Annotated in this window: 25 protein-coding genes and 1 riboswitch; of the genes, 14 read left to right on the top strand and 11 right to left on the bottom strand. The window is 41.0% G+C overall.

Annotated elements, in window-relative coordinates; genetic code table 11:
- Positions 1 to 203 precede the first annotated feature (203 nt).
- The 6 genes from moaA (at position 204) to F907_RS06810 (ending at position 4,849) form a co-directional block, all read left to right on the top strand.
- Positions 204 to 1,235, top strand: coding sequence for a GTP 3',8-cyclase MoaA (gene moaA, locus F907_RS06785; RefSeq protein ID WP_016652534.1), 1,032 nt, complete (start codon positions 204 to 206; stop codon positions 1,233 to 1,235).
- A gap of 22 nt (positions 1,236 to 1,257) precedes the next feature.
- Positions 1,258 to 1,509, top strand: coding sequence for a MoaD/ThiS family protein (locus tag F907_RS06790; RefSeq protein WP_005241258.1), 252 nt, complete (start codon positions 1,258 to 1,260; stop codon positions 1,507 to 1,509).
- A 2-nt stretch (positions 1,510 to 1,511) separates the two neighbouring features.
- Complete coding sequence (locus tag F907_RS06795; protein ID WP_016652533.1) at positions 1,512 to 2,015, top strand: molybdenum cofactor biosynthesis protein MoaE; 504 nt, start codon at positions 1,512 to 1,514, stop codon at positions 2,013 to 2,015.
- A gap of 17 nt (positions 2,016 to 2,032) precedes the next feature.
- Positions 2,033 to 2,956 carry a bifunctional molybdenum cofactor biosynthesis protein MoaC/MoaB gene (moaCB, locus tag F907_RS06800; protein WP_016652532.1) on the top strand — a complete coding sequence of 308 codons (924 nt, stop codon included), beginning with the start codon at positions 2,033 to 2,035 and terminating at the stop codon, positions 2,954 to 2,956.
- Entirely contained in the window at positions 2,956 to 4,185 is a 1,230-nt protein-coding gene (locus F907_RS06805) for a molybdopterin molybdotransferase MoeA (RefSeq protein ID WP_016652531.1), read from the top strand. The genes moaCB and F907_RS06805 overlap by 1 nt, the downstream gene beginning before the upstream one ends.
- Before the next feature lie 181 nt (positions 4,186 to 4,366).
- Positions 4,367 to 4,849 carry a winged helix-turn-helix transcriptional regulator gene (locus F907_RS06810; protein WP_005270784.1) on the top strand — a complete coding sequence of 161 codons (483 nt, stop codon included), beginning with the start codon at positions 4,367 to 4,369 and terminating at the stop codon, positions 4,847 to 4,849.
- Positions 4,850 to 4,853: 4 nt separating this feature from the next.
- Here F907_RS06810 and F907_RS06815 read toward each other — a convergent pair whose 3' ends face one another.
- On the bottom strand, positions 4,854 to 6,251 hold the full coding sequence (locus F907_RS06815) for an aminotransferase-like domain-containing protein (protein WP_016652530.1): 1,398 nt from the start codon (positions 6,249 to 6,251) through the stop codon (positions 4,854 to 4,856).
- A 123-nt stretch (positions 6,252 to 6,374) separates the two neighbouring features.
- Here F907_RS06815 and F907_RS06820 point away from each other — a divergent pair, with 123 nt between their 5' ends.
- A complete protein-coding gene (locus F907_RS06820; protein ID WP_016652529.1) occupies positions 6,375 to 7,238 on the top strand; it encodes a DMT family transporter in 864 nt (287 codons plus the stop codon).
- 20 nt (positions 7,239 to 7,258) lie between these two features.
- Here F907_RS06820 and F907_RS06825 read toward each other — a convergent pair whose 3' ends face one another.
- Genes F907_RS06825 through tusD form a run of 4 tightly spaced genes read right to left on the bottom strand, consistent with a single transcriptional unit; the run spans position 7,259 to position 8,657 of the window.
- Positions 7,259 to 7,570: a TusE/DsrC/DsvC family sulfur relay protein gene (locus F907_RS06825; protein ID WP_016652528.1), complete on the bottom strand. Its 312-nt coding sequence runs from the start codon at positions 7,568 to 7,570 to the stop codon at positions 7,259 to 7,261.
- Positions 7,571 to 7,607: 37 nt separating this feature from the next.
- Complete coding sequence (locus F907_RS06830) at positions 7,608 to 7,883, bottom strand: hypothetical protein (RefSeq protein ID WP_016652527.1); 276 nt, start codon at positions 7,881 to 7,883, stop codon at positions 7,608 to 7,610.
- Positions 7,884 to 7,894: 11 nt separating this feature from the next.
- On the bottom strand, positions 7,895 to 8,245 hold the full coding sequence (locus tag F907_RS06835) for a hypothetical protein (protein WP_005270774.1): 351 nt from the start codon (positions 8,243 to 8,245) through the stop codon (positions 7,895 to 7,897).
- Between the two features lie 43 nt (positions 8,246 to 8,288).
- Positions 8,289 to 8,657: a sulfurtransferase complex subunit TusD gene (tusD, locus tag F907_RS06840; RefSeq protein WP_005241272.1), complete on the bottom strand. Its 369-nt coding sequence runs from the start codon at positions 8,655 to 8,657 to the stop codon at positions 8,289 to 8,291.
- A 68-nt stretch (positions 8,658 to 8,725) separates the two neighbouring features.
- On the opposite strand from tusD, the gene F907_RS06845 reads away from it, so the two are divergent.
- The 4 genes from F907_RS06845 (at position 8,726) to F907_RS06860 (ending at position 13,503) form a co-directional block, all read left to right on the top strand.
- Positions 8,726 to 9,733, top strand: a complete 1,008-nt coding sequence (locus F907_RS06845; protein WP_016652526.1) for an NAD-dependent epimerase/dehydratase family protein — start codon at positions 8,726 to 8,728, stop codon at positions 9,731 to 9,733.
- 115 nt (positions 9,734 to 9,848) lie between these two features.
- Positions 9,849 to 11,243: a class II fumarate hydratase gene (gene fumC, locus F907_RS06850; protein ID WP_016652525.1), complete on the top strand. Its 1,395-nt coding sequence runs from the start codon at positions 9,849 to 9,851 to the stop codon at positions 11,241 to 11,243.
- A 114-nt stretch (positions 11,244 to 11,357) separates the two neighbouring features.
- The gene (locus F907_RS06855; protein ID WP_032862204.1) at positions 11,358 to 11,849 is read left to right on the top strand and encodes a hypothetical protein; all 492 of its coding nucleotides are present in this window, start codon (positions 11,358 to 11,360) and stop codon (positions 11,847 to 11,849) included.
- Positions 11,850 to 11,987: 138 nt separating this feature from the next.
- Positions 11,988 to 12,077: riboswitch (glycine riboswitch) on the top strand.
- A 181-nt stretch (positions 12,078 to 12,258) separates the two neighbouring features.
- A complete protein-coding gene (locus F907_RS06860; RefSeq protein WP_016652524.1) occupies positions 12,259 to 13,503 on the top strand; it encodes a D-amino acid dehydrogenase in 1,245 nt (414 codons plus the stop codon).
- A 43-nt stretch (positions 13,504 to 13,546) separates the two neighbouring features.
- On the opposite strand, the gene F907_RS06865 is transcribed toward F907_RS06860, so the two are convergent.
- Positions 13,547 to 14,194, bottom strand: a complete 648-nt coding sequence (locus F907_RS06865) for an A1S_1983 family putative colistin resistance protein (protein WP_016652523.1) — start codon at positions 14,192 to 14,194, stop codon at positions 13,547 to 13,549.
- A 98-nt stretch (positions 14,195 to 14,292) separates the two neighbouring features.
- Here F907_RS06865 and ispF point away from each other — a divergent pair, with 98 nt between their 5' ends.
- The gene (gene ispF / locus F907_RS06870; RefSeq protein ID WP_016652522.1) at positions 14,293 to 14,784 is read left to right on the top strand and encodes a 2-C-methyl-D-erythritol 2,4-cyclodiphosphate synthase; all 492 of its coding nucleotides are present in this window, start codon (positions 14,293 to 14,295) and stop codon (positions 14,782 to 14,784) included.
- On the opposite strand, the gene F907_RS06875 is transcribed toward ispF, so the two are convergent.
- The 5 genes from F907_RS06875 to glnL all read right to left on the bottom strand — a co-directional run bounded on the left by F907_RS06875 (position 14,772) and on the right by glnL (position 19,852).
- Positions 14,772 to 15,296 carry a protein tyrosine phosphatase family protein gene (locus F907_RS06875; protein WP_016652521.1) on the bottom strand — a complete coding sequence of 175 codons (525 nt, stop codon included), beginning with the start codon at positions 15,294 to 15,296 and terminating at the stop codon, positions 14,772 to 14,774. The two genes, ispF and F907_RS06875, sit on opposite strands and share 13 nt — an antisense overlap.
- A 144-nt stretch (positions 15,297 to 15,440) precedes the next feature.
- Positions 15,441 to 16,361, bottom strand: a complete 921-nt coding sequence (argF, locus tag F907_RS06880) for an ornithine carbamoyltransferase (protein ID WP_005270753.1) — start codon at positions 16,359 to 16,361, stop codon at positions 15,441 to 15,443.
- A 112-nt stretch (positions 16,362 to 16,473) separates the two neighbouring features.
- A complete protein-coding gene (locus F907_RS06885; RefSeq protein ID WP_016652520.1) occupies positions 16,474 to 17,115 on the bottom strand; it encodes a TetR/AcrR family transcriptional regulator in 642 nt (213 codons plus the stop codon).
- Between the two features lie 147 nt (positions 17,116 to 17,262).
- On the bottom strand, positions 17,263 to 18,756 hold the full coding sequence (gene glnG / locus F907_RS06890) for a nitrogen regulation protein NR(I) (RefSeq protein WP_016652519.1): 1,494 nt from the start codon (positions 18,754 to 18,756) through the stop codon (positions 17,263 to 17,265).
- The gene (gene glnL / locus F907_RS06895; RefSeq protein ID WP_005270749.1) at positions 18,743 to 19,852 is read right to left on the bottom strand and encodes a nitrogen regulation protein NR(II); all 1,110 of its coding nucleotides are present in this window, start codon (positions 19,850 to 19,852) and stop codon (positions 18,743 to 18,745) included. Before glnL ends, glnG begins: the two co-directional genes overlap by 14 nt.
- A gap of 328 nt (positions 19,853 to 20,180) precedes the next feature.
- Here glnL and rimO point away from each other — a divergent pair, with 328 nt between their 5' ends.
- Both rimO and pyrH read left to right on the top strand, forming a co-directional pair.
- Complete coding sequence (rimO, locus tag F907_RS06900) at positions 20,181 to 21,524, top strand: 30S ribosomal protein S12 methylthiotransferase RimO (protein WP_005270747.1); 1,344 nt, start codon at positions 20,181 to 20,183, stop codon at positions 21,522 to 21,524.
- Positions 21,525 to 21,574: 50 nt separating this feature from the next.
- Positions 21,575 to 22,303, top strand: coding sequence for a UMP kinase (gene pyrH, locus F907_RS06905; RefSeq protein WP_005241296.1), 729 nt, complete (start codon positions 21,575 to 21,577; stop codon positions 22,301 to 22,303).
- Positions 22,304 to 22,367: the final 64 nt, after the last annotated feature.

Genomic DNA, 22,367 nt, shown 5'->3' with positions numbered 1-22,367 from the left:
AAACTGAACAAAAATATGCTGACACGCGCTATTTTTCTTTGTAGATTGAAACTGACTGATTCAATTAAATAAGCAACATCATTATAAAGTTGCTATGGGATTGGAATAATTATTGCTATAAAAAATAATTCACTGTGATGAGTACAACAAGGATGCACAGAAGCTGTGCTAAACCCAGTAAAAGATTCACAAAATGAGTGCGTATGATGAAGCATGAGAGACCTGAAACGAGCTTACCGATCTTGCAAGATCAGTATGGTCGTATTAAGCGTAAGTTACGGATTTCCGTGACGGATCGCTGTAATTTCAAATGCGTTTATTGTATGCCTGAGCATCCGCAATGGATGAAAAAGCACGATTTACTTAGTTTTGAAGCCTTATTGATATTTTGCAAATATATGGTTCAACAAGGGATTGAAAATATTCGTATCACAGGGGGGGAACCCCTTATGCGTCAAGGTGTGGTGCATTTTATTCGGGATTTACAGGCCTTCAGGGCTTTGGGACTCAAACGCATTTCAATCACCACCAATGGCCATTATTTAGCGAAGTATGCGGAACAATTGAAGCAAGCTGGCTTGGATGATCTGAATATTAGTCTGGATAGTCTTGACCCGATTCAATTTAAACAACTGACTAAAAAAGATATTGTGCCTGTACTAAATGGTATTGAAGCAGCAAAACAAGTAGGGCTTCCATTCAAAATCAATTGTGTTTTGATGCAGGGTCAAAACCATGACCAGATTTTGCCGATGGTACGCTGGGCAAAACAGCACAATATTCCATTGCGCTTTATTGAGTTTATGCCACTGGATGGCGATCAGCACTGGACCGATCAAGCAGTGGTGAGCGAGGCGGAAATTCTAGCGCAACTCAAACCTTATTATGCTATTCAAGTCTTGCAACAACAGCATGAACCTGCGCGGATCTACCAACTGGATGGTCAATATCAGCTGGGCATCATTTCAACCATCACGCATTCTTTTTGTGGCGATTGTGATCGCATCCGCTTAACGGCTCAGGGTGAACTCTACAACTGTTTATTTGCGCAACAAGGGCTTAATATCAAAGCTGATTTAGAAGCCGCTAAGCAGTCCAATCTGGATATTAAACAGCACGCATTACAACAGCTTGATCAGAAAATTAAGCCTTATATTTGGCATAAGGCCAAAGGCTATCATGCACTACAGCATCAACAAGCACGTAAAATCAGCATGCATATGCTGGGTGGTTAAATAAAAGTGGTCTGGAGAACATATGCAAACCATTGAGATTAAAATAGAAGCGTTTGGGGCAATCGAAAGGTTATTACCCAAGCCGCTGGCATTTGAGTTTGCAGCAGACCGAATGGTCAAAGATGTATTGGCACATATTGTGACGCTTTATCCAGAGGCGAATCATGCCATGGAAAAATGTGCCTGTGCGATAGGCGAAGATATCATTACACGCCAAACCGCTTTAGAAAATTCCTGTACCTTGGTGTTGTTGTCACCCGTAGCGGGAGGTTAAACATGCGTGAATTTGCTAGAGTTCAAGATCAGGCTTTAAGCCTTGATTATTTTGATCCGATTCAGTCCTTTCCTGAATGTGGCGGGGTTGATATTTTTATTGGTACGGTTCGCAATCACCATGAAGGTAAAGCGGTTAAAGCCTTAAAATATACCTCTTATACACCTGTTGCTGAGAAAATGATTCGTGAGATTGAACAGCAAATCCAAGAAAAATATCAGGTCTCTTATGTTCGGGTGATGCATCGGATTGGCTATTTGGATGTCAGTGAAACGGCGATTATTGCCATAGCCTACGCAGCACATCGCCGTGAAGCTTTTCAAGCCTGTGAAGAGGCGGTTGAGCGGGTCAAACATGAAGTACCGATCTGGAAAGAAGAATTTTTTATGGATGGAACCAGTCAATATGTCGAAGGTTGCTGTATTCGTAAAGATACAGCTGAATCAAATCATCAAGTAAAACATCATCAGCATGAAAATTGCAGCCATGAGCAGATACACGAATAAGGGTTTAGGACGTTAAAATGAAAAATGTTGGGATGAAACCCGAGAGTTATCGTGTTGCAGAAGCACAAGCGATTTTACATGCCCCTGCGCATTGCATTCAGTTACTCCGAGATGGCAATACTGAAAAAGGCGATGCTTTAAAAACAGCTCGTATTGCTGGGATTTTAGCAGCCAAACGTACAGACGAACTGATTCCACTCTGTCATCCATTACCGATCTACCGCGCCGATGTTGATTATGACCTACATGATGATCATGTGGTGATTCTGACGACGGTTGAGACTATTGGCCCTACAGGCGTGGAAATGGAAGCTTTAACCGCTGCGAGCCTAGCGGGTTTAACGCTGTATGATATGCTTAAGCCGCATTGTGAGCCCGAAGAACTGTGTCTGGATCAATGCAAATTGCTCAAGAAAAAAGGCGGTAAATCACACTTTAAACGCACTTTACGTCAACCTGTTTCAGCGGCAGTAATTGTACTGTCAGATACGGTTGCAGCAGGGCGTAAACCAGACACCGCAGGTAAATCGGTTGTAGAAACTTTGACTGAAGCGCGCTTTGATCCAATTCATTATCAAATCTTGCCAGATGAAGCTGATCAGCTCAAAGATTTAGTCCTGGAACTGACCAAATCTTATGCCTGTATTATGACGGTGGGTGGAACAGGCATTGGCAAGCGCGATATTACCGTGGATACCCTAGAGCCACTACTGGAGCGCAAACTTGATGGCCTAATGGAGGCGGCACGCTCATTTGGGCAAAAACGAACACCTTATGCGGCGATGTCTCGCGGTGTTGCCGGGTTTATTGACCGTTCATTGGTGGTGACCTTACCGGGAAGCCGTGGCGGCGCAAGCGAATCCATGGCGGCAATTTTACCAGCTTTGGTGCATATTTTTGATGTCTGTCGTGATCTCCCCCATCCGGGAGGTTATGAATAATGTCAGGATGTGGTGCCGAAAAAGGTCTGATTAGTATTGATGAAGCATTAGCATTGGTGCAAACCCAACCTAAATCTTTAAAAATTGAGACATTGCCTTTAGCCGATGGACTGAATCGTTATTTAGCCAAATCGATCAACTCCAATGTCAATCTACCGAGTTTTTCGCAAAGCGCAGTGGATGGCTATGCTCTGAATAATTCTGTTGAGAATCTTCAGGACACGATATATGAGGTGATTGGTGAAATTAAGGCAGGCAGTGAATCTGATCATCAGCTCCAAGATGGGCAAGCAATTCGTATTTTCACAGGTGGGAAAACACCTGAGGGAACAACGCATGTTGCGCGGCAAGAAATCGTCGCTGTTGAAGCCAATCAAACCATTCGATTGACTGAACATATTTCAGCGCAAGCGGATATCCGTTTTGTCGGTGAAGAAGTGCAACGAGGTCAGCAACTGGCAGATGTTGGGCAGCGCATCAATATTGGTGCACTTGCAGCACTCAGTATGGCAGGGGTACAAATTATAGATGTTTTTCAAGCACCGAAAGTGGTTGTGATCATTACTGGGGATGAAGTTGCAGAAACGCCTGAAGATTTGCAGACAGGGAAAGTGTTTGATGCCAATGGGCCATTATTAAAAGCTTGGTTGCAAGACTATGGTATCGATGCGGAAATTTTGCATATTGCTGATGAGGCTGAGCAAGTCACGCAATGTTTTGAGCGGCTAAAACAGCAATATGATCTGATCATTACCACAGGTGGTGTTTCCGTTGGCGATTATGATTTTGTTCGTCCATGCGCTTTTGAAACAGGTTTTGAGCAAGTCTTCTGGAAGGTGAAGCAAAAACCAGGTAAGCCACTGTTCTTTGCCGAATACACACAGCAAGATCATAATTGTTATTTATTGGGTTTACCAGGTAATCCAGCAGCGGTGTATGTGTGTATGCAAGTCTATGGCAAAGCCTTATTAGATGCTTTGCAAAACCAACGCCAGCCCTTGCAATGGTTGAGTGGTGTGTTGACCCATGATTTAAAATCGGATGCGCGTGAACGTTTTTTAAGAATGCAGGCTTATTTTGATCAAGGGCAACTCAAGTTCCAAAGTTTGGCGAAACAACAATCACATATGTTGAGCAATTTAATGCAGGCCAATAGTCTGGTCCGTATCCCAGCCAATACCAAACTGGAAGCAGGACAAATCCTTGCTGGGCTATTCATTCACAACTAAATTGTTTTGATGAATTTATGTAAAATGACTGAATATTGGTACTTTTAGCCAAGTGCCAATATTGCATCTGATGGATAAGGTGGTTTAGTGTATATTTTATATTGTTTAGTTTCTAAACATGACGGTTCAAGACATAGATGTCTTTTAAATAAAACTTTAAAAAAATGATTAGGTGATAATAATGAAATGGGACGAAATTGGCGACCAGCCGTGTTCAGTGGCGAGGACGCTCTCAGTGTTGGGTGATCGTTGGACAATGCTCATCTTACGTAATGCATTTATGGGTATACGCCGCTTTGATGATTTTCAGCGGAGTCTAGGACTGACACGGCATGTACTGTCTGAGCGTTTAAAGCGCTTGGTTGAGCATGGGATTTTAACCAAAGTACCTTATGTCGATCGTCAAGAGCGTTTTGAATATCAACTCACAGACAAGGGCCTAGACCTTTATCCAATTATTCTTTCAATGGTGCAATGGGCCGATAAGTGGATGGATATGGGGCTAGGTAAACCCGTTGAATTTACGCATAAAAGTTGCGGGCGAAAAGTTAATCCAAAAGTGGTCTGTTCTGAATGTGATCAACCGATTCACGCTAAAGATGTACGAGTCGCGGCAGGTCCGGGCTATTTTGCCTTTATCGAACAAAAGCAAAAAACAGCATGATTTTTTATCGCCTTTGTCGTTCTATTTCATGCTGAATGGCATGGGATAGAACTTCAAAGACTTTAGGCTCAAGTGATTGTGCTACATTAAAACGGATAAAATTCTTAAAATTCTGACTTTGGCTAAACGCATTGCCCGGAGCCAGAATCACACCATGCTCTAAGCAATTCTGCGCAATACATGCGGTATCAAAATGTTCAGGTAATTTACACCACAAGAAAATGCCAGCGGATGGTTTAACCCATGCGTTGATTCCGAGTTTCTCAAGTTGTTTCACTGTTGCGTCCATTGCTTTGGCCAAGCGTATTTTTAGTTCTTCTAGGTATTTACGGTAATTACCATCGGTCAATGCGGCATACAGAATTTCTGAAGATAGGTTATTACCACCAAAACAGGTTGCGATTTTGATATCAGCCAAGTCCTCGATCCATTCTGATTGGCTTGCAATATAGCCCGTACGGACAGAACCTGATAATGTTTTAGAAAAACTACCAATATGAATGACACGGGATAAGCCGTCTAATGCGGCCAGACGAGGGGCGCTATGTCGTTCTAGATCTGCAAAAATATCATCTTCAATCACCACCAGATTAGACTGTTCAACCAGTTTTAAGACTTGATACGCTGTTGATGCGGTTAATACTGCTCCCGTTGGATTATGAATGCCTGAGTTGGTAATGTAGAGGCGTGGATTATGGGTTTTGATGGCTTGAGCAAAAGCTTCTAGATCAGGCCCTGTAGGCGTGTAAGGCACACCAATGATTTGGATTTGGTGAACTTTAAGCAATGCATGGAAGTTAAAATAACAAGGGTCATCCACCAAGACGACATCATTCGGTTTGAGAAAATAACGACAAATTAAATCGATTGCCTGTGTGCCTGAGTCGGTCAATAAAATTTGATTGGGCTGTGCTTCAATACCTTTGCTTAATATTCTGCGTGAGAGTAACTCACGTAAAGGTGCTAGGCCTAATGGCGTTGAATAATTCGTCAAAGTGCTTGAAGGAGCTTTGGATACTTTACGAATGGCTTTACGGATATTTTCATGTGGCATCCAGTCATCAGGTAACCAACCGCAACCCGGTTTTAAAATACCTTGTTTCGCTTCGAGGGCTTGTCTTGAAATCCAGAGTGGATCGATACTCCGATCGATTTTTGGATGAATTTCAGAGATGGATAAAGGTGCAAGTGGTCCTGCAACAAAAAAACCTGAACCTGTCTTTGCTTCAATAATGCCTTGAGAGGCAAGACGCTCATAGGCTTCAACAATGGTTGAGACAGATAGATGAAGCACCGCAGCTAAAGCACGGACTGAGGGTAAACGTGAGCCAGGTAGTAAGGAGCGGGTTTTAATTTGTTCCTGAATATGCTGGATTACGAAATCAATTTTAGTACTTTTCATGAGTGATATCTTTAACTGTATGGGTAAAATAACAAATACAGTTATTTGAAATTGTACTGTACTGTGTATGGTATTTAAACCATATCACAGTTTAAATTCTCCATGTGGATTTGGAGAAAATAAATGAAAACTTTAAATAGCGGCTGGCTCAATGGTCTGATTGGTGTAATTATTTTTGCAGGATCATTACCTGCAACACGCGTTGCAGTCATGGATTTTAGCCCCACCTTTTTAACGGCTGCCCGTGCGGCGATTGCTGGACTACTTGGTTTGGCTTTGATCTTATTATCGCGTCAGCAGTTACCAGAGCGCAAAGATTGGCTGTCACTATTTTATGTTGCACTTGGAGTGGTGGTTGGCTTTCCGCTGTTTACGGCTTTAGCACTTCAATATGTTAGTGCTGCACATACCATTGTTTTTGTGGGTTTATTACCATTGGCAACTGCCATTTTTGGCGTGTTAAGAGGTGGAGAAAGACCAAATTTAGCTTTTTGGCTATTCGCTATTTTAGGCGGGGTGCTGGTTTTTGGTTATATGCTGATTCAAACAGGAAGCTGGGCATTTAATTATGGTGACACGTTCATGCTCTTGGCGATCGTACTTTGTGGTTTTGGTTATGCCGAGGGCGGTAAGTTATCGAAACATTTAGGGGGGTGGCAAGTCATTTGCTGGGCGTTGATTATTACCTTACCGATCATGCTACTCCTCTCTTATTTGTATATGCCTGCAAACTTTGCTGGAGTTTCAACATCGGCAAAACTAGGTTTAGCTTATGTGTCTTTATTCAGTATGCTGATCGGTTTTTTCTTCTGGTATAAGGGCTTGGCGCAAGGGGGGATTGCCACAGTTGGTCAGTTACAGCTGCTGCAACCTATCTTTGGTTTGGCGATTGCAGCTGTCTTATTGCATGAACAAGTCAGTGCAGCGATGTTCGCCGTGACGGTTGCAGTGATCGCTTGCGTTGCTTTCGCCAAAAAATTTGCATAATGTTCATGCCCATACATAACTTATAGACAATTTGCAGGTTTAGGCACACCCGCTAAGCGGCTTAAATGACGAGCGACTAAGCCTGTATTAAACTTCTGCTGCAACAAGGCATTATCAATTTCAGAATTAACGGTTTTCATTAAAAACTTAATGAGTGGACGTGTTGCAGGTGAATGACCAAATTGTTGATAGAACTGTCTTACAGCATAAAGAATCTCAAAATGCCAATCTGTTAATTGTAAATCTAAAGACTTTGCCAACTCCTGAGCAATGTTTTGATCCCAAATGCTGTAATCAACTAAATGACCGTCTTGGTCTAATTCTAACTGCATAAAATAGCCTAAAAAATAAAAATGAATGAAAGAAATATTATTTCAAAGAAACACAACGTTTGAATTTTAAGCTGAGCTCTGCAAATTGGGCATAATCGATTGCCTGAACTTTGTCCTTAACTTCGTCATTAAGAAGGTTGTGCTCATTACTTAAACAATAAATGTGATGATAAGTTGCTGTAATTAATGCAGACACCTGAATGGCTGCATCACCCATAATCACGATATAGTCATCAGATTGTGCCATTTTTACTAAGTCAGACCAGAGCTGATCAGTCGCAGATTGGACTAAAAAGAGCGTTGTTTTTTCCATAATGAAACACCTTACCAGTATAGTATATGATCAAATGACTGGATAAACTCCGGATTGAGATCAATCAATTCGATCTCCTGATCTGTATTTTTAACGATGCTAAGTTCTTGATTTTCAGATTCAATTAAAATTGGAGTCAAATCATAGAACTCAAAACTTTCAACCATATTGGCTGCAATTTTAAACTCATGTTTAAGTTGATCAAATTCTAACTTATTGTCTAATAAGTTAATTGCCGCACACTTTAATAATACTTTGACAGAAATACCAAAGGTTGCTAAAACCATAGTAGCGGACAAGCTTTCATTGATTTGCAAACTTGTTAAGTTAGGTTGCGTTAGGATGACGAGTACAGATTTCACACAATTTACCTTTTCAAAGCAACACTCTAGTAAAGAACTTAAATTAAAATTGAATTAAACGAGAACAGCTTTGTACTGCGTCAGCAAGCTCACCGAGACCAACCAGTTCAAAGCCTTTGGCTAAGTTGTAATGTTGGAGTGAATGACGCTTTGCATTGTCCGCATCAGTGATTCCCCGAGCAAGGGCAGCACTGACACAGACAGGGAGTCGAATGCCGAGCTTTTGCCATTCTTGTTTAAGGTTGCGTTGATCATCAGGAAACCACTGTAAGTCATTCGCAACCTGAACACCATCTTGGTAGAAGAAGACTTGAAGTTCTTCATGCTTATTTTGTAAGGCTTGAGCTAAACCAAAAGCATGCCAAGCCAAAATTGACGTAGGCGCAGAAGTAATTAGCAGTAGTGTACTCATTGAATATTCACTATGGTCGTAGTAGGCAAAAATAATGATGGATAGATTTAAAGGAAGGTAAGTATACAATGATTTTGCTGACAGGTGGTTTAGGCTTTATTGGTTCGCATATTGCTTTGAGTCTGTTGGCTCACGGCCAAGAAATTGTTGTTGTGGATAATTTAGCCAATTCAACCTTACAGACCTTGGAGAGGCTCGAATATATTTCAGGCATGTATATTCCATTTGCGAAACTGGATGTTCGCAATACACCAGCTTTAAATAAAGTATTTGAACAATATTCAATTGATACAGTGATTCATACAGCCAGTTTTAAATCTTTAGAGGAATCTGCGTTAAAACCGCTGGAATACTACAATGACAACGTCAGTAGCATCATGAGCTTATTAAGAGCCATGCAGCGAATGGGTGTTAGACAGTTGATTAATCTCTCGAGTTTGGCTGTATATGGCCAATCAGATGCAAAACTATCTGAAGAAACCGAGTTTAATTATAGCTATCCGAACCCCTATGTTCGATCACAGCAAATGGTTGAAGATATTATTGCCGATACCTATAAAGTCGATTCTGAGTGGCGTATTGTGAACCTGCGTTTATCGAATATCGTGGGAGCGTTTGAGCATGGTGTTTTAGGTGAATTTGTTACGCAATTACCCAAAAATATTGTGCCTCTGGCCTTACAGGTTGCAGCGCTGCAGCGCGAATATATTGAATTGCAAAATCAGGCAGCAACGGCTGATGGTACCGTTGAGCGAAGTTTCTTACATGTTTTAGATGCTTGCGAGGCAATTTTAAAGACATTGAATTGGTTGAAGTCACAACATAACTGCTTAGAGTCATTCAATATTGCACATTCGCAACTGACATCGATTCAAACTTTGCTGAATGAAATTGAAAAGGTGACGCAAACAAAAGTGAATACTCAACCTGCCATTTTCCAGCACCAAGAAATAGCACAACTCGGGGCAGTGTTAGGAAAAGCAGAGAAGGTATTGGATTGGTCTCCAAAACGGTCTTTGACGCTGATGATTGAAGATGAATGGCGGTTTTATTTAAATACCTTAAAAGGCAATTAAGATAATGATTCTTATTTACAATTATATCTGCTTTGATTAGGATAACGGCAACTAGCCAAAGCATCACCTTGCTTCAGCCCGTGAGAACTTTAACCAAATAGAGCAGAGGTTGTTTATGCAAATGCGAATTGAACACGACACAATGGGCGAAATTGAAGTACCCAATGACGCCTTATGGGGTGCGCAAACGCAACGGAGTCTACAGAACTTTAAGATTGGTCAGGAGCGCTTACCACGTGCGATGATTCGTGCAATGGGGTTGGTCAAGAAAGCTGCTGCAATTACCAATGCTGAGTTAAAACAACTGCCTGAAGATTTGAGCCAGTATATTGTAGGTGCTGCTGAAGAAGTGATTGCTGGACAATGGGATTCACAATTTCCCTTGGTGGTTTGGCAAACAGGTTCAGGTACACAAAGTAATATGAACTGTAATGAAGTGATTGCCAATATTGCCAATCAGAAATTAGGGCAGGCGTTGGGCGCACAAAAACCGGTACATCCAAACGACCACGTCAATCGTGCGCAATCGACCAATGACTCTTTCCCAACTGCAATTCATGTTGCAGCCAGTATCCAGATCAATGAATTATTGATTCCTGCTGTTGAAAAGCTTAAGGCTACTCTGGAACGTAAATCAAAAGAATTTGATGATATCGTGAAAATTGGGCGGACTCATTTGCAAGACGCAACCCCTTTGACCTTAGGGCAAGAATTTAGTGGTTATGTGTCGCAACTAGAACATGGTTTAAAACGTTTACAGCAAGCGCTTGCAGGTTTGTATGAGCTACCGTTAGGTGGTACGGCTGTGGGAACTGGATTGAATGCACATCCTGACTATGCAGTGAAAGCAGCTGAGCAGTTGGCTGAACTTACAGGCTTACCATTTGTCACGGCACCGAATAAATTTGAAGCTTTGGCAGGTCGTGATGCCGCTGTCTTTGCATCGGGTGCATTAAAAACACTAGCAGCAAGTTTAAATAAAATCGCGAATGATATTCGTTGGTTGGCAAGTGGGCCACGCTGTGGTTTTGGTGAAATCCGTATTCCAGAGAATGAGCCCGGTTCGAGTATTATGCCAGGCAAAGTCAATCCCACGCAAAGCGAAGCAATGACCATGGTTGTTGCACAAGTCTTAGGGAATGACACGACTATCAACGTTGCAGGGGCTTCTGGTAACTTTGAGCTCAATGTGTTTATGCCTGTGATTGCATACAATTTATTGCAATCAATTCAGTTATTGGGTGATGCATGTAATAGCTTTAATGATCATTGTGCGGTTGGAATTGAACCAAACCGTGAAAAAATTGATTACTTCTTGCATAATTCTTTGATGTTAGTTACTGCACTTAATCCTGTTATTGGCTATGAGAATTCGGCTAAAGTTGCGAAAACTGCTTATAAAGAGAATAAAACCTTAAAACAGGTTGCAGTTGAACTCGGACTGGTTACCGAAGCGCAATTTGATGAGGTGGTAAAACCTGAAAATATGGTTTCTCCAAATAGTAAGTAAGCTCAATAACTAAGTGAAAAATCCTTCTTCAAATAGAGGGATTTTTTTATGAGTAGTTTTTATAAATTGAACTGCGTACAATATGCTTTTGATTTACCTGATTGTTGCTTCATTATGCTGAATATTTATTTAACAGATACCAAAACCAACATCCAATTTTCTGATCTTCCAAATGAAAATCCTGTTAAGTTTCTGTTGAATTTAAAGAAAATTTTTCCAAGTACGGCCGACTTACTCTTGCCTGTATTGCCAGAAGACAATAATTTGGAAAATGTAACTTGGGAAGCGACGTCAAAAGACTTCGAAGTTTTTAAAAAACTATTGGAAGGTTGGGGCATCATCGAGCTACGTTTAAGCGCGATTACTACCTATAAAGATAAAAACTTTGCCAATGAGTTAGTTAAAAAGGCTCAAATAAAACGTAAGCAAATCGCTCAGACACAACCACAATTATCGCTGATTGCTTTAGATTATGTGTTGATGCACGAAATTCATGCACTGATTGATGCGGAATTGGTGATGATTGGGGAGAAATTCTATTTACCGACATTGCGTGAGCTTTGGAAGGGACAATTCTCAGATCAAATTTTGCAATGCAAGTTTTAATTATTTAAAGCAGGCTGTCAGCCTGCTTTTTTTATGATCTTAACCTTAGCTCAATAGAACAAATCTTCGTCTACAAACAATTACAAGAATTTAGTGTCTGTATTTTTAAGCGGCATATATATTGCTTATAGGGATATAAATATTATTGCGGGAGAGAAGTTCTTCAATGAACTCGCCGAAGGAGCAACGACCCCGGAAACTCTCAGGCAGAAGGACTGTAATAATAGAAATACAATCTGGAGAGCAGTGCTCAACTTGTAGAAATATACGACAACTTTTTCTTCTACGATAAACACTCACCGAAGGGGAAGGCTTAATGGTTAATTGGTAATCATCTGCCGAAACTCTCAGGTACCATGACAGATGGGGCTATGCATTAAGAAATGTTATGCATTTCTAGGAGTTTGCTATGCCACATGTTGTTGTAATTGGTGCGGGGATTACGGGTGTAACGTCTGCTTATGAATTAATTAAATTGGGTTATGAGGTGACGGTGATTGATCGCCATCTGTTTCCAGCTATGGAAACCTCTTTTGCCAATGGTGGGCAATTATCTGCCTGCAATGCCGAAGTCTGGAACCAAAAAGCAACGGTGCTCAAAGGTATCAAATGGATGAGTAACAAAGATGCACCATTATTGCTCAACCCATCTTTTAGTGTGCATAAGTATCGCTGGCTGATTGAGTTTTTGACGCATATTAAAAATTATAAAGCCAATACCATTGAAACAGTGCGTTTGGCCCTATTGGCAAGACAGCGTTTATTTGAGGTTGCTGAAAAGGAAAATATTTCTTTTGACTTGGAAAAACGTGGCATTTTGCATATGTATCACACCAAAGAAGATTATCAAATTGCCAAGCAAGTCAATGATGTGCTGGTTGAAGGTAAGTTGGAACGGAATGCGATTACCCCTGAAGAAATGAAAGCCATCGAACCGACATTAACAGGCGACTATTATGGGGGATATTACACTGCAGGCGATGCGACTGGTGATATCCATAAATACTCTGTCGGGTTGGCAGAAAGAACACAGCAATATGGTGTGAAATATTGTTTTGGCCTTGATGTTGTTGATATTAAATTCACTCAAGATAAGGCTATAGTTCACTGTAAAAACAGCTCTGAAAATGTAAATCCAACTGCGGATGGAATCACTGAAATTATTGCTGATCTGGTTTTAGTCTGTGGTGGGGTGGGAAGTTACCAACTGGCCGATATGCTAGGGGACAGTGTCAATGTTTATCCAGTCAAAGGGTATTCGATTACCGTACAGCTCAAAGATGAGCGCAGCGTAAATAACGCACCTTGGGTGAGTTTGCTCGACGAGAGTGCAAAAATCGTGACCTCACGTTTAGGTGCAGACCGTTTGCGTATTGCGGGAACAGCTGAGTTTAACGGTTACAACAGAGACATTCGTGCAGATCGTATTCAACCGTTAATTAATTGGGTAAACCAGAACTTTGATATTTCAACGGAACATGTGGTTCCATGGGCGGGTTTACGTCCCATGATGCCGAATATGTTGCCTGTGGTGAGACAAGGTAAGCAACCAAGAGTGTTTTATAATACGGGGCATGGACATTTAGGTTGGACACTTTCTGCTGCAACAGCTGTATTGATAAGTCAGGAAATTGCACAAAAATATCCAAACTAAATCAAAAAGCCGATGCGAAAACATCGGCTTTGTCCTGTCTGGATTAGTCGTATAAGCGGTAGATACCTGTAAAGCGACTGCAATCTTTTTGCTCGGATTTGATAATCAACAATGCTTTTTGAAAATCAAATTGATATTGGCATTTTTTTTCATTATCGATGATTTGGTTTCTTTGCTCAGGCGTACTATAGGCGAGCAATGACTGCGTTTGGGTTTCTAGGCGGTTATTGGGGCTGCGATAGGCCGTTCCTTCGATTTTAAGTTTGTCTTTATCGAGCTGGTGAATTTGTAGGTGAACGGGTTGAGCTGCTAGTTTGCCGTGTTCATATTTTAAATAATGCTGTGTGAGTGTTTGATTCATTGAGGTATAAAAATTCAAATCGTCTAAACGCGCATCAAACTGCTGTTGATAACAATTTTTGCTTTTGCACTGTTGTACCTGATTGAGCCACAAGCTTTGCGTGTCGTGTAATAACTGTAGTGGGGCATCCGTTACTAAATAGGCGGTCAGAAACTTGGTATTCAGCTTCAAACGCTGCTCTTTATATTGCTTAGAGCAGATTTTATTGGCGTTTAAATCATTGCTTGTGCAGTCAATTGCTTCTGCATAGGCAAATGTTGAGCAAAAACAACTCAATGTGATGATGTAACCAGATTTCTTTAATTGATTTCTTACAGTGTTAAACAGCATAATCACTTATACTTTCAGTCTAATTTGCTCAACGTACTATAGCGAAATAGAAAGCCTGAATACAAGATTTGTTCAGTATATTGTAAAAGGAAAATCATATGGTTGCTCAAATTCGTATTGGACAAGGGATTGACGTACATGCATTTGAAGAAGGTGATTTTGTTACTTTAGCCGGTATTCAAATTCCACATACGCATGGTTTAAAGGCACATTCAGATGGTGATGTGGTGTTGCATGCACTAAGTGATGCATTATTGGGTGCTTTGGCATTGGGTGATATCGGACAGCACTTTCCAGATACAGATCCAGAATATAAAGGTGCTGACAGTCGCTTATTGCTTAAACATGTCTATCAATTGATTCTAGATCGTGGTTATCAACTCAATAATGCTGATATCACCGTTGCTTGTGAGCGTCCTAAGTTGGCTAAGCATAACTTAGAAATGCGCCAGAGCATTGCAAATGTATTGGATGTTGATGTAACTCAAATCAGTATTAAAGCCACAACGACGGAGAAGCTTGGTTTCACGGGTCGCCAAGAAGGAATCTTGGCGACTGCAACGGTTTTGATTTCACATCAAGCAAAATGATTGCTGTTAATCAATGATTGTTCTAGTTCTTGCGTTGCTTTACGACCTTGCAGTTGTAAAGTAATGCTATGAATTAAACCTGTCCATGTTTCGTTGGGTTCCCAAACTTGATGTAACAGCTTTTGTGCTGTTGGCAGGTCGATATTCATATAGAATTGGCGATAGAGGTACATCAAGCTACTGACACGCATATTGTCATTGCAGTGCAGCCAAATGATTTCGTTTTGTACCAGATGATCAATAAGATCTAAAACAAATAAACATTGCTCAGAACAAGGCACATCCCAACCAATTGGAATGTGAATATAGTTTAATCCCAAATCTAGACAGATCTGGTCTTGCTTAGCCAGATGATTATCAGATTGGCTGGTTGCAAGGTTAATCACTGTGCTGCAACCATATTCTTTAATTTGTTGTAATTGCTCGGCAGTCGGTTGAGCAGAGCTAAACAGATGCTCATGCACCAAAGAGAAGTTTGGTATTTGAGATAAGGCTTGTTCAAGTGAAGTCATAACGTCCGCTGCATATTGAGTGAAGTTCTCACATCATGAGAAACTTATTCTAAAGGGCTAGTCTTACTATAAGTGTTTTTATTTCAGTGTTCAATTTAGAACACACAAATAAAAACAGCATCCAATGATGCTGTTTTTTTAAACTTAATCTTTTTTAAGATTCTCGTTAAGTAAGAATTCCATCAAGGCCTTTTGCGCATGCAAACGGTTTTCAGCCTCATCCCAAACCACAGCATTTTTGTGATCTAGCATATGTTCCGAAATTTCTTCGCCACGATGAGCAGGTAAGCAATGCATAAACAGACAATCAGGATGAGCCAAGTCCATAAGTTTTTCATTGACTTGAAATGCTAAAAATGCCTTTTCTCGTAATTTTTGCTCTTCTTCCTGTCCCATGCTGGCCCAGACATCAGTCACAATCAGATCGGCATTAACAGCAGCATCTTCGGCTTTATTAAACACTTCCACACAGTCTGCAAATTCAGCTAAGAATTCAGGCTTTGGTTCGTAACCTTCAGGTGTTGCAATCTTAAGCTTAAAGCCCATGAGGTGCGCAGCTTCAATATATGAGTTGCACATGTTGTTACCGTCGCCAATCCAGGCTACGGTTTTGCCTTCAATGCTGCCACGATGTTCTTGGAAGGTTTGTAAGTCAGCAAGCAATTGACAAGGGTGGTGATCGTCAGTCAGGCCATTGATCACAGGCACTGTTGAGTAAGATGCAAAGCGTTCTACAATATCATGAGCAAAAGTACGGATCATGACGATATCAAGCATACTTGAAATCACACGTGCAGAATCTTCAATGGGTTCGCCACGGCCTAATTGTGTGTCGCGTGGCGAGAGGAAAATTGCACTACCGCCAAATTGACAAATACCTGCTTCAAAGGAAATGCGCGTACGTGTGCTTGATTTTTCGAAAATCATTCCCAAAACTTTACCCGCAAACGGTTGAAAAAGCGTGTTGCTATGTTGCATGCGTTTAAGTTCTTGCGCACGATCTAAAATGCGTTGCAGCTCTAATGAAGATAGGTCACGTAAAGTTAGGAAATGCCGAAGCGCCATAGCTACTCCCACAATAATTATTGAGTTAAAACAATAATTAATTGTTGTTTGACGAGTGGTGAATTAAAAAGAATTGACTACTATACTATACGCTTGAAAAAATGCAAAAGAATTAGGCCTTTTGATGGGCTTTTAAAAAAAGATCTACTGAATAGTTAATATAATCAATAATTTCTGCATCATTGGCGGGGACGTCTAAACCCATTAAGTTGCGCCACTCGACATCTCTTAAAATGCCAAAATACATCGTTGCAGAAAACTGTGGCTGTGCACAGTAAATTTCATTATTTACATGAGCATGCTCAAGTGCAGAGGAAATCGTGTTTTGAATATTGAGAGCACATTGATTGTAGAAATAATGGGCAAGCTGAGGGTCCTTTTGCGTCTGTTCTGTAAACATTCGCATAAAGGCAATATTTTCTGGTTGGATAATGTGTTGGTAAAAACGCTGCAGGGTATGCATTAAGTAATCTCTTAAGGTGCTTGTTTCTGGCGTATAAGGGAAAAAGACGCCTTTAAAAAATACTTCTCTCCGATAGTCGCAAATCGCGGTAAAAAGACCTTCTTTATTACCGAAGTATTTGTAAATTGAGGTTTTAGACCCGCCGGCATGATTGACGATATCATCCAAAGAGACCGCTTCATAACCTTTCTCTAGAAATAAATCGCTTGCACATAGTAATAAGGCAAGGCGACGTTCTTCTCCACGACGAGTTTGAGGTTTGGCGCAGCTTGGATAGCAAATATCAGTCATTATCTACTTGAGGTTAGTTGGGTTATCCTTAGTATAGCAAAAACCATATCTCTTGTATGGCTATGAGATTTGAGAGTGTTTCAAAAGATCTCGATTTATATAAAAAAGCGAGTCATTTAGACTCGCTTTTTACTGTTCTTTATTGGATTAAGCGGAACGCACTTCATCATCTTCTTCGTCATCGGCAGAATCCATGCCGAGTTCTTTGAGTTTGCGGGTTAGGGTATTGCGTCCCCAGCCTAAGAGTTCTGCGGCATGACGTTTTCGGCCACGTGTTTGCTGTAACGCCGCATTGATCAGGGTGCGCTCAAACATAGGGGTTGCGATATCCAGAAGCTTCATTTCACCATTTTTAAGCTTTTGAATTGCCCATTGACCTAAGAGTTCATCCCAATGATGTACTGCAATACGCTCAACTAAAGCTGGACTGGTGCCTGATATTGCTTGGGCATCACTGGTTTTTTGTACTGACGCCTGTTTGAGCTCGGCAGGTAAATCTTCTGGATAAACTTCACGGCCAGTAATCATAACCGTCAACCAGCGGCAGGTATTTTCCAGCTGACGAACGTTACCAGGCCAAGGCAGCTGTTGCATATAATCCGTAGTTTCAGTACGCAAGATTTTGGGACTTACCCCCAGTTCTTTTCCTGCGCGAGCTAGGAAATGCTGAGCCAGCATTGGAATATCTTCGCTGCGATGTGACAGTTTCGGAATGTGAATACGGATGACGTTCAGACGATGGTATAAGTCTTCACGGAAACGTCCTTCATTCACCAATTTTTCCAAATCTTGATGAGTTGCAGCCACGATACGAACATCGACTTTGACAGGGATATGACCTCCGACACGGTAGAATTCACCATCTGCCAAGACACGGAGTAAACGTGTTTGTGTTTCAAAAGGCATATCGCCAATTTCATCAAGGAACAAAGTACCGCCATTGGCTTGCTCGAAACGGCCTTGATGTTGGGTATTTGCACCTGTAAATGCACCTTTTTCATGCCCAAACAACTCGGTTTCAATCAAGTCTTTGGGAATGGCGGCCATATTCAGTGCAATAAATGGTTTGGCACGACGAGGTGAGTGTTTATGTAGGGCATGAGCAACTAACTCTTTACCTGTACCAGATTCACCGTTAATAAGCACCGTAATATGTGATTGCGATAAACGCCCAATTGCACGGAAAACTTCCTGCATTGCTGGTGATTCGCCGATAATTTCCGTTGATTGTAGTGGCAAGGCTGCTTTGGTGGCTTCTTGTTGTTGCAATTTATTAATATGCAAAATCGCACGATTGACCAATGCCAGTGCTTCATCGATATCAAAAGGTTTCGGCAAGTATTCAAATGCACCTGTTTGGTAGCTCGACACAGCAGATTCTAAATCTGAATGTGCTGTCATGATGATCACAGGTAAATCTGGATGTGTATTTTTAACCTTGGATAAGAAGGTTAGTCCATCAATACCTGGCATACGGATATCGGTGAGAATTACGTCTGGCGCATCATCATGCAGACGTTCCAGTGCAGTTTGTGCTTCTTCAAAGTTGGTGACATCAAAACCTTCTTCTTTGAACGTTTTTTCTAGTACCCAACGCATGGCACGATCGTCATCTATTACCCAAATTTTATTTCGTGACATGGTTTAACTCCCAAGGTAGATATAGGCTAAATACGGTTTTTCCTGGAACTGATTGACACTCAATCATTCCGTTATGTTGATGCATAATATTTTGAGCAATACTGAGGCCAAGTCCTGTGCCTTTAGCTCGCCCTGTAACTAGGGGATAAAAAACAGATTCAAGAATGCTTTCAGGGACACCGGGGCCATTGTCTTCGATATCAATACGAACGGCTGAGCGATTTAACACGCCATTAATGGTGACGAGACGCTGAATACGTGTTCTTAAAGCCAGTTCTGGTTCTGACTCGATAAAAAAGTCTTTATTTTCTGTCATGGCTTGTACTGCATTGACGCTGATGTTAAGCATGACTTGAATCAGCTGATCACGATCTGCCATCACATCGGGTAACGACAGGTCATAATCACGGGTAATCTTGATTTTTTTCTTGGTCTGGTTGGCAATCAGTGAGCGAACACGCTCCAAAGGTTCATGCACATTGACAAGCTCGTAACTAGGAAGTTGACGGGAACCAAGCATGGTATCCGCTAAATTGGTGAGTCGATCAACTTCACTAATGATGATGTCGGTAAACTCACGATAGCTATCATCACCCAAACTACGTGCCAGTAATTGAGTTGCGCCACGAATACCCGCTAACGGATTTTTGATTTCATGTGCCACACCGCGAACCAGTTGTCGTGCAACTTGATGCTGTTGAACCAAATTTTCTTCTTTTGAAATTTTTAACATCCGATCGATCGGATTGAGTTCAATCAGCAACAAAGGGTGATAGCTTTTACCTGCATTGAGTTGAGAGGCGGTGTAGTCAACATGAATGGGTTTGAAATTTACATTAATCACCGCTTCACGACGGGTATAATGTTGCCCACTTTCTAATGTGTTTAATAAGGCTTCATGTGTATTGAACGCATCATCATGCGCATGTAGTAAATTTAATACAGGCTGACCCGAAGCGCGCAGCAAGCTGATATCAAATAATGCTTCACAAGCAGAATTTAAATAAAAAATATTAAGCTTACTATCGACCAATAATATGGCAGTTGTCAGATTATCTACTAAGAGTCGATAGTCGATAGGGTTCTGTTGATCCATTTGTGAATCGTCCTGTTTTAAAATGGCGCAATAAATATAAATTTTAATGAAGAGCCATTAACTTCTAAAATGTACTTTATGCAAAATACAAGCCAACTTTGTATTAACTAAATTTCAAGCACTTAATTCTGGAAACATCGATTTATACGGTATTTTTCACATACATCTGCATATTTCAATATTTTATTATGTTCCAAATTGGTGCGTTGTTGGTTTTTATTTAAATTTTTGGTTGTATTTTGGTGCATTACACAAAGAGATGGCTTTGCTGCTATGCGTAGACAAAGAAAAGTCATACAATACGCCGATTCAAGTGGAGCGCAGATTCATGAAGACCCCCAAAGTCGGTTTTGTATCTTTAGGTTGTCCTAAGGCATTGGTAGATTCTGAACGAATTTTAACTCAGTTAAAGACTGAAGGTTATCAAGTTGCATCAGATTATGACGGTGCAGATTTGGTTGTTGTTAACACCTGTGGTTTTATTGAATCTGCAGTGCAAGAGTCTTTAGATGCCATTGGCGAAGCCATGAGCGAAAATGGACGAGTGATCGTTACAGGTTGCTTAGGTAAAGACGAAGACAAAATTCGCCAAATGCACCCCAATGTACTTAAAGTAACAGGGGCGGCAGCCTATCAAGATGTGATGGAAGCAGTACACGAATATGTACCTGCACCACCAAAACACAACCCATTTATTGATTTAGTACCAGAGCAAGGTGTTCGTTTAACACCAAAGCATTATGCCTATTTGAAAATATCAGAAGGCTGTAACCACCGCTGTACATTCTGCATTATCCCAAGCATGCGTGGAGACTTAGTCTCTCGTCCTGTAGGTAAAGTATTGGATGAGGCGGCTGCACTTAAACGCGCTGGTGTAAAAGAAGTCTTGGTGATTTCTCAAGATACTTCTGCTTATGGTGTGGATACCAAGTATAAGTTGGACTTCTGGAATGGCCAGCCAGTCAAAACCAAGTTCTATGACATGTGTGAAGCCCTTGGTCAGCTCGGTATCTGGGTGCGTTTACATTATGTTTATCCATATCCACACGTAGATGCTGCCATTGACTTGATGGCGCAAGGTAAAATCCTTCCGTATTTAGATATTCCTTTTCAGCACGCCAGTCCGCGCATCCTTAAGTTGATGAAGCGACCAGCTCATAGTGAAAACACATTGGAACGCCTTAAATTGTGGCGTGAAAAATGCCCTGAATTGGTGATTCGTTCAACATTTGTTGTAGGGTTCCCAGGGGAAACAGAAGAAGACTTCCAGATTTTGTTGGAATGGTTGAAAGAAGCTCAGCTTGATCGAGTGGGGTGCTTTACGTATTCGCCTGTAGAAGGTGCAACCGCAAATGATCTACCTGATCATGTACCAGAAGAAATTAAGCAAGATCGCTATGAACGTTTCATGGAAGTTCAACAGGCGATTTCTGCGGCAAAATTACAAAAGCGTATTGGTCAGAAAATGACAGTGCTTGTGGATGGCTTGGAAGATGAATTCCCTGTTGCAGTTGCACGTTCATATGCAGATGCACCAGAAATTGATGGCAATGTTTTTGTTGAAGATATTGATAAGAGTGTGATTAAAGCAGGTGATCTGCTTGAAGTCGAAATTACCGATGCAGATGAATACGATTTATTTGCAAAGTTAATTCAGATTAAATCTGCTTGATGTTGAATTAAATTTAAGAAATTTGAGATTGGTCGGTTTGGAGTAAAGGTATGTCAGCGTCTAAAAATCCACGTTATGCACGAATTTTGCTAAAGCTTTCGGGTGAAGCTTTAGCGGGTAATAAAGATATGGGTATTGATGCCCAAGTGTTGGATCAGATGTCACTTTCAATTGCACACTTGGTCGGTTTAGGCGTGCAAGTGGGTATCGTTGTTGGTGGTGGTAACTTATACCGTGGTAGCCAGTTACAGAAAGATGGTCTGGTTGGTCGTGTAACGGGTGACCAAATGGGTATGTTGGCGACGGTAATGAATGGTTTGGCAATGCGTGATGCATTGGTACGTCGTAATATTAGAACTCGTTTGATGTCTGCATTATCAATTGGTACGGTGGTTGAACCATATTCAAGCCGTGATGCAATTCGTCATCTAAGTCAAGGCGAAGTCTGCGTATTTGTTGCCGGTACAGGTAATCCATTCTTTACCACAGATACAGCAGCTTGCTTACGTGGTATCGAAATTGAGGCAAACTTGATCTTGAAAGCGACCAAAGTGGATGGTGTTTATAACAAAGATCCAAGCAAATATGATGATGCAGTTAAATATGACAATTTAACTTTCGATCAAGTGCTGGATGAAAAGCTTGGTGTGATGGATCTGACGGCAATTTGTTTATGCCGAGACCATAATGTGCCATTGCAAGTTTTTGATATGAACAAATCTGGTGCATTACTTTCTGTTGTAATGGGCGAAAAAGAGGGTACTCACGTTACGAATTAATGTACGTGAGCCATAAAGCTCTTTATACTAATTAAATATTTTGTAATACCTAATGAATAAGTAA

Source organism: Acinetobacter colistiniresistens (genome assembly GCF_000413935.1).
Lineage (GTDB): Bacteria > Pseudomonadota > Gammaproteobacteria > Pseudomonadales > Moraxellaceae > Acinetobacter > Acinetobacter colistiniresistens.
Note: the sequence above shows the minus strand (reverse complement) of the source record. Positions and strands in the feature narration are given on the sequence as shown.

Coding starts and splice junctions, on each gene's coding strand:
- moaA (WP_016652534.1), top strand. CDS start 204: ATGATGAAGCATGAGAGACCTGAAACGAGCTTACCGATCTTGCAAGAT.
- F907_RS06790 (WP_005241258.1), top strand. CDS start 1,258: ATGCAAACCATTGAGATTAAAATAGAAGCGTTTGGGGCAATCGAAAGG.
- F907_RS06795 (WP_016652533.1), top strand. CDS start 1,512: ATGCGTGAATTTGCTAGAGTTCAAGATCAGGCTTTAAGCCTTGATTAT.
- moaCB (WP_016652532.1), top strand. CDS start 2,033: ATGAAAAATGTTGGGATGAAACCCGAGAGTTATCGTGTTGCAGAAGCA.
- F907_RS06805 (WP_016652531.1), top strand. CDS start 2,956: ATGTCAGGATGTGGTGCCGAAAAAGGTCTGATTAGTATTGATGAAGCA.
- F907_RS06810 (WP_005270784.1), top strand. CDS start 4,367: ATGAAATGGGACGAAATTGGCGACCAGCCGTGTTCAGTGGCGAGGACG.
- F907_RS06815 (WP_016652530.1), bottom strand. CDS start 6,251: ATGAAAAGTACTAAAATTGATTTCGTAATCCAGCATATTCAGGAACAA.
- F907_RS06820 (WP_016652529.1), top strand. CDS start 6,375: ATGAAAACTTTAAATAGCGGCTGGCTCAATGGTCTGATTGGTGTAATT.
- F907_RS06825 (WP_016652528.1), bottom strand. CDS start 7,570: ATGCAGTTAGAATTAGACCAAGACGGTCATTTAGTTGATTACAGCATT.
- F907_RS06830 (WP_016652527.1), bottom strand. CDS start 7,883: ATGGAAAAAACAACGCTCTTTTTAGTCCAATCTGCGACTGATCAGCTC.
- tusD (WP_005241272.1), bottom strand. CDS start 8,657: ATGAGTACACTACTGCTAATTACTTCTGCGCCTACGTCAATTTTGGCT.
- F907_RS06845 (WP_016652526.1), top strand. CDS start 8,726: ATGATTTTGCTGACAGGTGGTTTAGGCTTTATTGGTTCGCATATTGCT.
- fumC (WP_016652525.1), top strand. CDS start 9,849: ATGCAAATGCGAATTGAACACGACACAATGGGCGAAATTGAAGTACCC.
- F907_RS06855 (WP_032862204.1), top strand. CDS start 11,358: ATGCTGAATATTTATTTAACAGATACCAAAACCAACATCCAATTTTCT.
- F907_RS06860 (WP_016652524.1), top strand. CDS start 12,259: ATGCCACATGTTGTTGTAATTGGTGCGGGGATTACGGGTGTAACGTCT.
- F907_RS06865 (WP_016652523.1), bottom strand. CDS start 14,194: ATGCTGTTTAACACTGTAAGAAATCAATTAAAGAAATCTGGTTACATC.
- ispF (WP_016652522.1), top strand. CDS start 14,293: ATGGTTGCTCAAATTCGTATTGGACAAGGGATTGACGTACATGCATTT.
- F907_RS06875 (WP_016652521.1), bottom strand. CDS start 15,296: ATGACTTCACTTGAACAAGCCTTATCTCAAATACCAAACTTCTCTTTG.
- argF (WP_005270753.1), bottom strand. CDS start 16,361: ATGGCGCTTCGGCATTTCCTAACTTTACGTGACCTATCTTCATTAGAG.
- F907_RS06885 (WP_016652520.1), bottom strand. CDS start 17,115: ATGACTGATATTTGCTATCCAAGCTGCGCCAAACCTCAAACTCGTCGT.
- glnG (WP_016652519.1), bottom strand. CDS start 18,756: ATGTCACGAAATAAAATTTGGGTAATAGATGACGATCGTGCCATGCGT.
- glnL (WP_005270749.1), bottom strand. CDS start 19,852: ATGGATCAACAGAACCCTATCGACTATCGACTCTTAGTAGATAATCTG.
- rimO (WP_005270747.1), top strand. CDS start 20,181: ATGAAGACCCCCAAAGTCGGTTTTGTATCTTTAGGTTGTCCTAAGGCA.
- pyrH (WP_005241296.1), top strand. CDS start 21,575: ATGTCAGCGTCTAAAAATCCACGTTATGCACGAATTTTGCTAAAGCTT.